The sequence below is a fragment of the Peribacillus frigoritolerans genome (assembly GCF_030676415.1).
GTDB lineage: Bacteria > Bacillota > Bacilli > Bacillales > DSM-1321 > Peribacillus > Peribacillus frigoritolerans_A.
Genome location: NZ_JAUUTW010000002.1, coordinates 80,320 through 93,123 on the forward strand (window position 1 = coordinate 80,320; position 12,804 = coordinate 93,123).

10 protein-coding genes are annotated in these 12,804 nt (G+C 42.2%); 9 read left to right on the forward strand and 1 reads right to left on the reverse strand.

The window, feature by feature from the left end; all coding sequences use genetic code 11:
- Positions 1-158 precede the first annotated feature (158 nt).
- The 5 genes from pfkA (at position 159) to aceA (ending at position 6,769) form a co-directional block, all read left to right on the forward strand.
- The gene (pfkA, locus tag Q8G36_RS02360; RefSeq protein ID WP_305158793.1) at positions 159-1,118 is read left to right on the forward strand and encodes a 6-phosphofructokinase; all 960 of its coding nucleotides are present in this window, start codon (positions 159-161) and stop codon (positions 1,116-1,118) included.
- Positions 1,119-1,240: 122 nt separating this feature from the next.
- Complete coding sequence (gene pyk, locus Q8G36_RS02365; protein WP_305158794.1) at positions 1,241-3,001, forward strand: pyruvate kinase; 1,761 nt, start codon at positions 1,241-1,243, stop codon at positions 2,999-3,001.
- 81 nt (positions 3,002-3,082) lie between these two features.
- Positions 3,083-3,475 (forward strand): FxsA family protein, encoded by a 393-nt coding sequence (locus Q8G36_RS02370; protein WP_305158795.1) that lies wholly within the window; start codon positions 3,083-3,085, stop codon positions 3,473-3,475.
- 379 nt (positions 3,476-3,854) lie between these two features.
- Complete coding sequence (gene aceB / locus Q8G36_RS02375) at positions 3,855-5,447, forward strand: malate synthase A (RefSeq protein WP_305158796.1); 1,593 nt, start codon at positions 3,855-3,857, stop codon at positions 5,445-5,447.
- A gap of 38 nt (positions 5,448-5,485) precedes the next feature.
- Positions 5,486-6,769, forward strand: coding sequence for an isocitrate lyase (aceA, locus tag Q8G36_RS02380; protein ID WP_101222909.1), 1,284 nt, complete (start codon positions 5,486-5,488; stop codon positions 6,767-6,769).
- 85 nt (positions 6,770-6,854) lie between these two features.
- On the opposite strand, the gene ytvI is transcribed toward aceA, so the two are convergent.
- The gene (gene ytvI / locus Q8G36_RS02385) at positions 6,855-7,979 is read right to left on the reverse strand and encodes a sporulation integral membrane protein YtvI (protein WP_305158797.1); all 1,125 of its coding nucleotides are present in this window, start codon (positions 7,977-7,979) and stop codon (positions 6,855-6,857) included.
- Positions 7,980-8,171: 192 nt separating this feature from the next.
- On the opposite strand from ytvI, the gene Q8G36_RS02390 reads away from it, so the two are divergent.
- The 4 genes from Q8G36_RS02390 to mdh all read left to right on the forward strand — a co-directional run bounded on the left by Q8G36_RS02390 (position 8,172) and on the right by mdh (position 12,757).
- A complete protein-coding gene (locus tag Q8G36_RS02390; RefSeq protein WP_034309113.1) occupies positions 8,172-8,633 on the forward strand; it encodes a DUF441 domain-containing protein in 462 nt (153 codons plus the stop codon).
- A gap of 540 nt (positions 8,634-9,173) precedes the next feature.
- Positions 9,174-10,289 (forward strand): citrate synthase, encoded by a 1,116-nt coding sequence (gene citZ, locus Q8G36_RS02395; RefSeq protein WP_305158798.1) that lies wholly within the window; start codon positions 9,174-9,176, stop codon positions 10,287-10,289.
- Positions 10,290-10,383: 94 nt separating this feature from the next.
- Complete coding sequence (gene icd / locus Q8G36_RS02400; protein WP_305159027.1) at positions 10,384-11,700, forward strand: NADP-dependent isocitrate dehydrogenase; 1,317 nt, start codon at positions 10,384-10,386, stop codon at positions 11,698-11,700.
- A gap of 121 nt (positions 11,701-11,821) precedes the next feature.
- A complete protein-coding gene (gene mdh, locus Q8G36_RS02405) occupies positions 11,822-12,757 on the forward strand; it encodes a malate dehydrogenase (RefSeq protein WP_305158799.1) in 936 nt (311 codons plus the stop codon).
- Positions 12,758-12,804 lie beyond the last annotated feature (47 nt).

The following is a 12,804-nucleotide window of genomic DNA, read 5'->3' on the forward strand; positions in this document are numbered from 1 at the left end:
ATTTTTACACCATTTTACTTCAATTTCTGAAGAGAATCGGTTAGGCTTATAACATCAAGTGAGCATAAGTGAGACAGTTACTGCTTATTGAAGCTTGAAAAAGGGTACAATGATATAACGAAGCTAAAATTGATTAGTGCTGTAGAGAGGTGACATTTATGAAAAGAATTGGTGTATTGACAAGTGGAGGAGATTCTCCAGGAATGAATGCGGCAGTCCGAGCAGTTGTCCGGAAAGCAATTTTTCATGAAATGGAGGTCTTCGGAATTTATCATGGGTATCAGGGCCTGATAAATGGGAATATAAAGAAGCTTGAACTTGGGTCGGTCGGGGATATCATTCATAGAGGCGGCACGATGTTACATACGGCTCGCTGTCCGGAATTTAAGACGGAGGAAGGCCAGCTGAAAGCGATTGAACAATTGAATAAACTTGGTATCGAGGGCATTGTCATAATTGGTGGCGATGGTTCTTACCGCGGAGCTAAAGCTTTAACGGAAAGGGGTTTCCCTTGTATCGGAGTTCCTGGAACGATTGATAATGACATACCGGGTACGGACTTTACCATTGGTTTCGATACGGCCCTGAATACAGTCATCGATGCTATCGATAAAATTCGGGATACGGCCACTTCTCATGAAAGGACTTATGTGGTTGAAGTGATGGGAAGAGATGCCGGCGATATTGCGCTTTGGGCTGGATTGGCTGGCGGAGCTGAAACGATTCTTTGTCCTGAATATGAATATGATATAGAAGATCTGATTGGGAAGCTGAACCGCGGACATGACCGTGGGAAAAAGCACAGTATCATCATTGTAGCTGAAGGTGTTGGAAGTGCCGTTGATATTTCCAGGAAAATTGAGGCGAAAGCAGGATTTGAAACCCGTGTAACGGTCCTGGGTCATGTTCAGCGCGGAGGATCTCCCTCGGCAAATGACAGGGTATTGGCAAGCCGGCTTGGTGCAAGAGCCGTTGAATTGCTTCTTGAAGGAAAAGGGGGCAGGGCTGTCGGGATAGAACAAAATCAACTGGTTGATTATGATATCATCGAAGCTCTTGCTAAACCGCATACAATTGACAAGAAGATGTATGATTTATCCGCTGAGCTATCCATTTAATCATTATTGACGATAGGAATTGCTTTTTAAAGAATTGGGTATTTAAAGAAGACATAAAACACTGCGCCCCTGTCTTCCAAAGGTGGACAGGCGGCTAGTTTTCCTTAAAGGAGGATGACACTATGCGTAAAACCAAGATTGTTTGTACGATTGGCCCCGCAAGTGAAAGTATAGAAAAGCTGGTTCAATTAATAGAAGCGGGGATGAATGTAGCACGGCTTAACTTTTCTCATGGAAATCATGAAGAACATGCCGCTAGAATCCGCAATATCAGAGAAGCGAGCGAAAAAGTGGGTAAACAGGTTGCCATCCTATTGGATACAAAAGGACCTGAAATACGGACAAATAATATGGAAAATGATTCTATGGAACTCGTAGCCGGCAATGATGTCATTATTTCCATGAATGAAGTCCTGGGAACACCTGAAAAATTCTCCATTACGTATGAAGGGCTTCTGCATGATGTCCACCCAGGATCTAAGATCCTTTTGGATGATGGGTTGATCGGGCTTGAAGTGTTGAAGATAGATAAGGTAAGAAAAGAAATCCATACCAAGATCTTGAATAGCGGTACACTTAAGAACAAAAAAGGCGTGAATGTTCCTGGAGTTTCGGTTAACCTGCCTGGCATAACGGAGAAAGATGAACAGGATATCCTTTTTGGAATCGAACAGGGTATCGACTTCATTGCTGCCTCATTTGTACGCAGGGCTTCCGACGTGCTTGAAGTAAGTGAATTATTGCAGCAAAATGGAGCGGAACATATTCAAATCATCCCTAAAATCGAAAATCAAGAGGGTGTAGACCGTCTTGATGAAATCTTGGAAGTTTCAGATGGCTTGATGGTGGCACGGGGAGACTTGGGAGTGGAAATTCCTGCAGAAGAAGTACCATTAGTCCAAAAACAAATGATCAAAAAATGTAATAATGCTGGGAAACCAGTCATAACGGCTACACAAATGCTCGATTCGATGCAGCGTAATCCAAGGCCGACCCGTGCAGAAGCAAGTGACGTGGCCAATGCCATATTTGATGGAACGGATGCAATCATGCTTTCTGGCGAAACAGCTGCCGGAACCTATCCTGTCGAAGCGGTGCAAACAATGCATAACATTGCTTCACGTGCTGAAACTGCCCTTGATTATCGGGATATTTTATCAATCAGAAGCAAAGTGAACCGTCATAATGTCACTGATGCCATTGGACAATCCGTTGCCCATACCGCGCTTAATCTTAATGCCGGAGCAATCATCACCCCTACAGAAAGCGGTCATACGGCAAGGATGATTTCCAAATACCGCCCTAAAGCACCGATCATTGCGGTTACATCCAATGATCATGTTTCAAGACGGCTTGCATTGGCTTGGGGAGTCTATCCGCAGATTGGTCCAAAAGCGACGACTACCGATGAAATGCTTCAAACAGCAATAGATGAAAGCTTGCATTCTGGCTTAGTTTCCCATGGGGATTTAGTCGTCATTACAGCCGGTGTGCCTGTAGGTGAAACAGGTACGACTAACTTGATGAAAATCCATGTGTTAGGAGAGATTCTTTTGAAGGCTCAAGGAATCGGCAGGAAATCAGCGAAAGGTGAAGTGGTTATAGCTAAGAATGCCAAGGAAGCATTGGAAAAAGTGACGGAAGGCTCTGTATTGGTTACGATCGGTTCGGACCGCGAAATGATGCCGGCGATTGAAAAGTGTGCGGCATTGATTACGGAAGAAGGCGGTTTGACAAGCCATGCAGCTGTAGTAGGTGTCACATTGGGCATACCGGTCATCGTTGGGGCGGAGGACGCGACCAAGGTTTTCACGGATGGTCAAAGAATAACAGTCGATGCAGGTCGTGGAGTCATTTATGATGGACATGCCAACGTTTTGTAAAACGAAATTTTGGCTGATTCCGTGCCAATGAGGTAAGATGGATGTACCGCACCAGAAATGGGCTGTGCAGGAGGAATGTAGATGAAATATTTCTTGATGTTTATCATTGCGATGCCGGTCGTTGAAATTATTGTCCTTTTGCTGTCAGGCAATCTGATTGGTTTTTGGCCAACGCTGTTCCTGATTGTAGCCACAGGTTTGATCGGAGCCTATTTAGCTAAGCGGCAAGGGATGGAAACGTGGAAAAAGGCACAGGAACAGATTCGTTACGGAATGATGCCAGGAAATGAAATCATTGATGGAATCTGTATCTTTATCGGTGCTGCACTGTTGCTGTCCCCTGGGCTCATCTCGGATATCATGGGATTGATCCTTGTGTTTCCGCCAACCCGGAATCTCCTCAAACCGATTGTTATCCGGTTTATCATGAACAGGATGAATAAAGGGAAAGTTACCGTCATTCGGCATAAATAATATAAGGCTGTCTAAAGGCTCAAGCTTTTAGGCAGCCTTTTTGGTCTGGAAAAAAGGTCAACAAAAGCATCCAAGTTTTTTATAGGGTGCTTTTTTTGCTTTTCATTGAAATGGGAGCTTCCATGTAAATCGGATTTTACCTGTTTCACCATTAAATGATGAATTCCACGAGAATGAAAAAGTGTATAATAACAGGATTTTAAATGGTTAAGTCCTAAGAAACATTGGTAAATCAGGATTTTTCATGCTTAAAAATCTTTTTTTAGATTTTTTAGAAAAAACTGGTGACAAATTTATACAACGTGTTATATAATACAAACAGGAAATAAAACAACTGTATTATAACATATAAAAGTTGGAAAGGATGTGGAGTGGCAACATGATTACGGAAGCAAAAGGCTTACAAATTACAGGCGACATTAAGCCAGGATATGAACAAATACTTACAGCGGAAGCTCTTCAATTCATAGAAAGAATTGAACGGCATTTCAGTGGAAGAAGGGCAGAACTTCTGGAACTGCGGAAAAGCGTTCAGGAAGAACTGAATCAAGGTAAGCTTCCTGATTTCCTTGAAGAAACGAAGCATATTCGTGAAAGTGATTGGACGATTGCGCCCCTCCCGAATGATTTGCAGGACCGCAGGGTTGAAATCACTGGACCTGTCGATCGTAAAATGATCATTAATGCCATGAACTCAGGTGCCAATGTATTCATGGCAGACTTTGAAGATGCCAATTCACCCACTTGGGAGAATTGCATTGATGGTCAATTGAATCTGCGCGATGCAATCCGCGGAACCATTTCATTTAAAAATCCAAATGGCAAAGTGTATGAATTAAACGAAAGAACAGCTGTGCTAAAGGTAAGGCCACGCGGCTGGCATTTGGAGGAAAAACATGTCCTTTTAGATGGACAGCCTATATCAGCCAGCATTTTTGACTTTGGACTGTACTTTTACCACAACGCAAAAGCATTGGTCGAAAAACAAAGCGGACCATACTTTTACTTACCAAAAATGGAAAGCCATCTCGAAGCAAGATTATGGAATGAAATATTCGTATATGCACAGAACGATTTGAGAATTCCTCAAGGAACCATCAAGGCAACGGTCTTGATAGAAACGATTCTTGCTTCATTCGAAATGGACGAAATTCTGTACGAGCTGAAAGAACATTCGGCAGGCCTGAACTGTGGCCGCTGGGATTATATCTTTAGTTTCCTGAAAAAATTCCGTCACTCGGATGATGTTATCTTCCCAGACCGGCAGCAGGTCACGATGACCGTCCCGAACATGAGGGCGTATTCCTTACTGGCAATCAAAACATGTCACACTCGCAATGCTCCAGCAATTGGCGGGATGGCCGCGCAAATTCCTGTTAAAAATGACCCGGTTAAGAACGATGAGGCTTTTGCGAAAGTAAGGGCAGATAAAGAACGCGAAGCAAGAGACGGTCATGATGGAACATGGGTTGCCCACCCAGGTATGGTAAGCACGGCAAAAGAGGTTTTTGACCTGCTCGTCCCCAAACCGAATCAAATTTTCCGAAAACGGGAGGATGTCCATGTAACAGCTCAAGAGTTGCTGGCTGTACCGGAAGGAACGATCACAGAGGCAGGATTAAGGACGAATATTAACGTTGGCATCCAATATATCGCCTCTTGGTTAAGCGGCAGAGGTGCGGCACCCATCAATAATCTAATGGAAGATGCTGCAACCGCTGAAATTTCAAGGGCCCAAGTCTGGCAATGGATCCGTCATCCAAAAGGCATTCTCGAAGATGGCAGGAAAATAACCAAGGAATTATTCCATCAAATCAAACAAGAAGAATTGGCGGTCATTAAATCGGAAGTAGGGGAAGAAACTTTCAAATCAGGAAAGTTTGAAGAGTCTACTAAACTATTTGAACAATTGATTGAAGCGGATGACTTTGCAGATTTCTTAACTAACGCGGCATACGAAAAATTATCTTAATATTCAAAATATATTTTATAAATGAGGAGGAAATAATGATGATGAATGAGAGAGCGCAAAAATTACAACAAAGCTGGGAAAATGACTCACGGTGGACTGGTATTAAACGTCCTTATACGGCCGAAGAAGTTATTAAACTAAGAGGTTCCATCGATATTGAACAAACATTGGCACGCCGTGGTTCTGAAAAACTATGGAATCTATTAAATACAGAGGATTTCATCAATGCATTAGGAGCATTGACTGGTAACCAAGCCATGCAGCAGGTGAAAGCTGGTTTAAAAGCAATCTACTTAAGCGGCTGGCAAGTGGCGGCAGATGCTAACATCGCAGGGCAAATGTACCCTGACCAAAGTTTATATCCAGCCAACTCCGTGCCGCAAGTGGTTAAACGCATTAATCAGACACTTCAGCGTGCAGACCAAATCAGCTTTGCTGAAGGAAAAGATGATATCGATTGGTTCGCTCCAATCGTGGCGGATGCTGAAGCAGGCTTTGGCGGTTCCCTTAACGTCTTCGAATTAATGAAAGGCATGATCGAAGCTGGAGCGGCAGGCGTTCACTTTGAAGACCAGCTTTCTTCCGAGAAAAAATGTGGTCACCTAGGCGGTAAAGTCCTTCTTCCAACCCAAACGGCAGTACGTAATTTAGTTTCCGCACGATTGGCAGCCGACGTAATGGGTACACCGACTATCTTGATTGCCCGTACGGATGCTGATGCTGCAGATTTGATCACCGATGATATTGATCCGGTCGATGCACCATTCATCACTGGTGAAAGGACTCCAGAAGGATTCTACCGCACGAATGCAGGTCTTGACCAAGCCATTGCAAGAGGCCTTGCTTATGCGCCGTATGCCGACCTTATCTGGTGTGAGACTTCTGAACCTAATCTAGCGGATGCTCGCCGCTTTGCCGAAGCTATCCATGCGGAGTTCCCGGGCAAACTCCTTGCATACAATTGTTCCCCATCATTTAACTGGAAAGCGAAATTAAGTGATGAAGAGATTGCCAATTATCAAGTAGAATTGGGTAAATTGGGTTATAAATTCCAATTCGTTACACTTGCAGGCTTCCACTCATTGAATCATAGCATGTTCAACCTTGCTCTTGGTTATAAAGACCGCGGCATGGCTGCATACTCAGAACTTCAACAAGCGGAGTTCGCTAGTGAGCCCGACGGCTATACAGCAACACGTCATCAGCGTGAAGTGGGAACTGGTTACTTTGATGAAGTGGCACAAGTCGTTTCTGGTGGAACATCATCCACAACAGCGCTTGCAGGTTCTACTGAAACAGAACAATTCGAGACGTCAAAATAATTTAAGCTTAAAACCAAAGATCCGCCTTGTACCCGAGGCGGATTTTTAAATGGAAATGGGTGAATGCTAAGGATATCTGGATAACTTAAGTGGTTTTCTTTGTATCCCCGATGATGAAAGTCCATATGGCCTTGAAGACATGGGCACGCTGAAGGGTATTGAATATGACAAGTACGACAGGTCCTGCAATCAGCCCTAGGAAACCGATCAATTTGAAGCCGATGAACAAGGCGATGAGAGTGGCAAGCGGATCCAAACCAATACTGGAAGAAAGTACTTTTGGCTCTATTAACTGACGCTGGACAACGACGATTATGTAAAGGACGGACAAACCGATTGCAAGACTTGTATTCCCGGCGATGAATTCAAAGATGATCCAAGGAATGAAAATCGTACCTGTCCCTAAATAGGGAATGATATCGACCAGTCCGCATATCAGGGCAATGGTTATTGAATAATTCACCCCCAAAATGAGAAATCCAATTAAAATCGTGACAGTCGTCAATGAAACAAGAGTGAATTGTGCGCGGATAAACCCGAACAAAGCCCGTTTTAAGTCCCTGAATAAACGCTTGGCACCCGCAAAAATTTTATCAGGCAACACTTTTCCGGTCATTCGGCCAAAGGTATCCCAATCTTTGCTGATGAAGAAAGTGCCCAGCAGGGTAAAAAGGAGTGCTGTTGCTGTAGTTGGAAACCATCCGATGATTGTGGGGATGTTCTTCAAGAAAGCTTGAATGAAGCCGCTTACTCCGGAAGTGATGGATTCACCGATATTTTGGATATTCTTGAGGACTGTGTCCTGCTGTTCGATATCCAAATTATTGAACATGGCAGCTATTTGATTATATAAAGGGATGACGGTGGACGCGATGTATGTTTCTATATAATCCACGATGGTTTCAATGTGTTTCGGGATGACTCCGGCAAGGTAATTGGTCCCTGAAATGATCTCGGTAACAAGCAAGGTGATAAGACCCGCAAATAAAAGGAAAATGAGTAAAAGGGATATGAATACAGCCAACCCCCGTGGCAGCCTTCCTTTCCTTTCGAAAAAAGTGACCAGGGGATTCATCAAGAAAGCGATTATCATGGCAATGATGAATGGATATGTATATTTAGATAAATAAAACAAGGCAATTCCACCTAAAATTATCCCTCCGACGACCAGTAAAGAGCGAATGAAACGATACATATATACCGGATTCAAGTCATATCCTCCTTCAATCATAAGTTTGTATTATAATTGTAACGATGATGGAAAAGAAAGGAAAGATTCTTTCATCTTTTGGCTTAACTTTTTTCCGCCGATGCATCGTTCCATAAATCATTTTTCTCCCAGGAAACAGGGGAGTTTGTTATGTTAAAATAACAAAAACAGAAGGAAGAAGGTGAAGGGATAATGATCAACGGTCCTGTTGTATTTTTAATTCTGCTTGCTGCAATCGGTTGGTTTGGGAAAAATACCTCACTGATCATGGCTGCGGGTTTTCTTTTAAGCATGAAACTGATTGGCCTTGACGCTAAAGTGTTTCCATATCTAGAAGCGAAAGGAATCAACCTTGGCGTTACGATCATTACGATTTCCGTACTCATACCCATAGCAAACGGGGCGATAGGTTTCAAGGAACTCGGAGACGCGATAAAATCTCCTTATGCTTGGATTGCGCTTGCATCTGGAATAGCGGTTGCGCTCATTGCAAAAAATGGGATTACGCTCCTATCACATGATCCGCACATTACCACGGCTCTTGTTTTTGGGACGATTCTGGCGGTCGCATTATTCAAAGGTGTGGCTGTCGGTCCGTTAATCGGGGCGGGAATTGCTTATTTATGCATGCAGATCTTCAATTTTTTTAAATGAAGCAAGTGGCAAAAGGTAGAAAAGTCCGTCAGTACTGGGAATATAAATTTTCTATTTAATGTTTCATTTATTCTGCTTTGAGGCAAATTTTCAAAAAAAACGTTTTGAATCGCATTAAAAAAAGCAAGAGAATATGTAGCTAATTTTTCTAATAAAATAATAATTTTTTCACATTTTAAGTGCTTTTCATTCCCAAAAAAGTGTTTATTGTTTATAATAATCATGTAACTGCTCTGATTTATTAAAATTGGGATTCAGAATATCATTGATATTTTTGAGGAATCTTAAAAAAAAGGATGTAGTTATTGAGCAAGCGCTCACTAGGAATAGCTACAAGCATTATTTTTAGAATTTCTTTTTAAGATTATCGTACATTTTACTATTGTTGGGGTCATATTCTGTGAACGCTTCCAATAGAAGATGTATGTCTTCTGCTAAAAAATAGATGGTTGTTAACAATAGCTAATTTCTTGGAAGCGCTATAATTATACGCTAATAGCAAGGGCATAGGGGAATATTTAGGAAAAGGAGAGATTTAGTATGACAGCAACAAAAGGTCTTGAAGGTGTGGTAGCAACAACTTCATCAGTAAGCTCCATTATCGATGACACATTAACGTATGTAGGTTATGACATCGATGATTTGGCTTCGAACGCAACATTCGAGGAAGTAATCTATCTTTTATGGCACGGAGCTCTTCCGAACAAAAGCCAACTAGAAGAATTAACTAAACAACTTGCTGAAAATGCTGAAATTCCAGCTGAAGTGGTTAATCACTTCAAAACATACCCAATTGATAAAGTACATCCAATGGGAGCTCTTCGCACTGCAGTATCTCTTCTTGGTCTTTATGATGAAGAAGCAGATGTGATGAGTGAAGATGCTAACTATCGTAAAGCAATCCGCATCCAAGCAAAAATCCCTACATTGGTAACAACTTTCGCTCGCATCCGTCAAGGGAAAGAAGCTGTTGCTCCACGTACAGATTTAAGCTTCGCTGCTAACTTCTTATATATGTTAAGCGGTAACGAACCAACGGCAATCGAAGAAGAAGCATTCAACAAAGCATTGGTTCTTCATGCTGACCATGAATTAAACGCCTCAACATTCACTGCACGCGTTTGTGTGGCAACATTATCTGATATCTATTCTGGCGTAACTTCTGCCATCGGCGCTTTAAAAGGCCCACTTCACGGCGGAGCTAACGAACAAGTCATGAAAATGCTTACAGATATTGGTACAGTTGAAAACGTTGAGCCATATATCAACGAAAAATTAGCCAATAAAGAAAAAATCATGGGCTTTGGCCACCGTGTATACCGTAAAGGTGATCCTCGTGCTAAACACCTTAAAGAAATGTCACAAAAACTGACTGAACTTACTGGACAACCGCAATATTATGATATGTCCATCAAAATTCATGAAATCGTAACCGGTCAAAAAAATCTTCCGCCGAACGTGGATTTCTATTCTGCTTCCGTATACCACAGTTTAGGTATCGAGCATGACCTATTTACACCAATCTTTGCTGTAAGCCGTGCTTCAGGCTGGATCGCTCATATCCTTGAGCAATATTCAAACAACCGCCTTATCCGTCCGCGTGCAGATTATGTAGGACCAGGTATGCAAAAATACGTACCGATTGAAAAACGCTAATTAAAATTTTTTTCGAAAATCATTTTTTATTTCATCGAATTTGTAGTAAATTAATAGATGTGAGTAAAAAAGGTTAGTGGTTCTGCCTCATTTAATGGCAGGCCATCTAACCTTTGAATTTGAATCGGAGGTAAGAGACATGACACAAAGCCAAAAAATCACAGTTACTAACGGTGCTCTTAACGTACCAAACAACCCAATCGTTCCTTATATTGAGGGAGACGGAATCGGTCCTGATATCTGGGCTGCAGCATCCCGCGTTTTAGACGCAGCAGTTGAAAAAGCTTACAATGGCGAAAAGAAAATCGAATGGAAAGAAGTTTTAGCTGGACAAAAAGCATTTGACCAAACGGGCGAATGGCTTCCACAAGAAACTCTTGATGTCATTAACGAATATCTAATCGCTATTAAAGGACCTCTTACAACTCCAATCGGTGGCGGTATCCGCTCATTGAACGTTGCATTGCGTCAAGTATTGGACTTATTCGTATGTCTTCGTCCAGTACGTTACTTTGAAGGTGTACCTTCACCAGTTAAACGTCCAGAAGACACTGACATGGTCATCTTCCGTGAAAACACTGAAGACATCTATGCTGGTATCGAATATGCAAAAGGTTCTGACGAAGCTAAGAAATTAATCGAATTCCTACAAAATGAATTCGGTGTTCAAAAAATTCGTTTCCCTGAAACTTCAGGTATCGGAATTAAACCGATTTCCGAAGAAGGTACAAAACGTCTTGTTCGCGCTGCACTTAACTATGCGATCAAAGAAGGCCGTAAGTCATTAACGCTTGTTCATAAAGGTAACATCATGAAATTCACGGAAGGTGCATTCAAAACTTGGGGTTATGAAGTTGCAGAACAAGAATTCGCCGATAAAGTGTTCACATGGAACCAATATGACAAAATTAAAGAAGCTGAAGGCACTGAAGCTGCTAACAAAGCACAATCTGCTGCTGAAGCTGAAGGCAAAATCATCGTTAAAGATTCCATTGCTGATATCTTCTTACAACAAATCCTGACTCGTCCTAAAGAGTTTGATGTTGTTGCAACAATGAACTTGAACGGAGATTACATTTCTGATGCATTAGCTGCACAAGTTGGCGGAATCGGTATCGCTCCAGGAGCAAACATCAACTACGAAACTGGACATGCCATCTTCGAAGCAACTCACGGTACGGCTCCTAAATATGCTGGTCTTGATAAAGTTAACCCATCTTCAGTTCTTCTTTCAGGCGTTCTTTTACTTGAGCACCTTGGTTGGAACGAAGCTGCAGACAGCATCACTAAATCAGTGGAACAAACAATCGCTTCTAAAGTTGTTACATACGACTTTGCCCGCCTAATGGATGGTGCAACGGAAGTTAAATGTTCTGAGTTCGCTGACGAGCTTATCAAAAACCTTAAATAATTCATTATATGCTTTCTGGAAAAGTGCCTGAACGGGCTGCTTTTCCAGGAGGCTTATATATATTTTCAGAGGATGTTAAAAGTATTCCAAAAGTATTTATATATTTTAAGGAGGAAATAACATGTCTAAACGTAAAAAAATCACAGTGGTAGGTGCTGGATTCACTGGTGCTACAGCAGCATTCCTAGCAGCTCAAAAAGAACTTGGTGATATCGTTTTAGTTGATATTCCGCAAGCTGAAAACCCTACAAAAGGTAAAGCTCTTGATATGGCGGAAGCAGGACCTGTTCTAGGTTTCGATGCGAACATCATCGGTACATCCGACTATGCAGAAACAGCTGATTCCGACGTAGTGATCATCACTGCTGGAATTGCCCGTAAGCCTGGCATGAGCCGTGACGACTTAGTTCAAACTAACCAAAAAGTTATGAAATTAGTAACTAAAGAAGTAGTTAAATATTCCCCTAATACAACAATCATCGTTTTGACTAACCCTGTAGATGCAATGACCTACACTGTATACAAAGAATCAGGTTTCCCTAAAGAACGCGTTATCGGACAATCAGGTGTCCTTGATACAGCTCGTTTCCGCACTTTCGTAGCTCAAGAATTAAACTTATCCGTTAAAGATGTAACTGGTTTCGTACTTGGCGGACACGGAGACGATATGGTTCCTCTAGTGCGTTACTCTTATGCAGGCGGAATTCCTTTGGAAACATTGATCCCTCAAGATCGTTTAGAAGCAATAGTGGCTCGTACCCGTACTGGCGGCGGAGAAATCGTAAACCTTCTTGGAAACGGAAGCGCCTATTATGCACCAGCTGCATCTCTAGTGGAAATGGCTGAAGCGATCCTTAAAGACCAACGTCGCGTTCTTCCATCAATCGCTTATCTTGAAGGCGAATACGGATTTGAAGGTATCTACCTTGGAGTGCCGACTGTACTAGGTGCAAACGGTATTGAACAAATCATCGAACTTGAATTGACTGAAGACGAAAAAGCGGCACTTTCAAAATCAGTTGAATCAGTTAAATCAGTCATGCAAGTCCTTCAATGAGAAATCATGATCAGACTGCCCGGATATTGGAGGAAAAGGCCAAGGCC